Annotated in this window: 1 pseudogene; it reads right to left on the bottom strand. The window is 69.2% G+C overall.

What is annotated here, in order from left to right:
* Positions 1-302, bottom strand: a pseudogene (locus tag IF83_RS34405) (hypothetical protein); the annotation flags it as partial.

Here is a 302-nt window from a genome sequence, read left to right as displayed (position 1 = left end):
GGGCGCCGGCGTGCGGGGGTGTCGGCGTTCGGTATCAGTGGGACGAACGCGCATGTGATTGTGGAGGAGGCGCCGGGGCCGGTTTCGGGGGTTTCGGGGCCGGCCGGTGGGATTTCCCTGACGGCTTCGGCTTCGGCTTCGGCTTCGGCTTCGGATTCGAGTTCGGCTTCGGTTTCGGGTTCGGCATCGGGTTCGGGTTCGGTTTCGGGTGTGCCGGTTGGCGGGCCGGTGGCGTGGTGTCTGTCGGCGGTGTCGGATGTGGCGTTGCGGGCGCAGGCGGCGGAGTTGCGGGTGTTCCTGGA

Origin of the sequence: Streptomyces albus subsp. albus (genome assembly GCF_000719865.1) — a bacterium.
GTDB classification, from domain to species: domain Bacteria; phylum Actinomycetota; class Actinomycetes; order Streptomycetales; family Streptomycetaceae; genus Streptomyces; species Streptomyces albus_E.
This window is presented reverse-complemented; position numbering and strand designations above follow the sequence as displayed.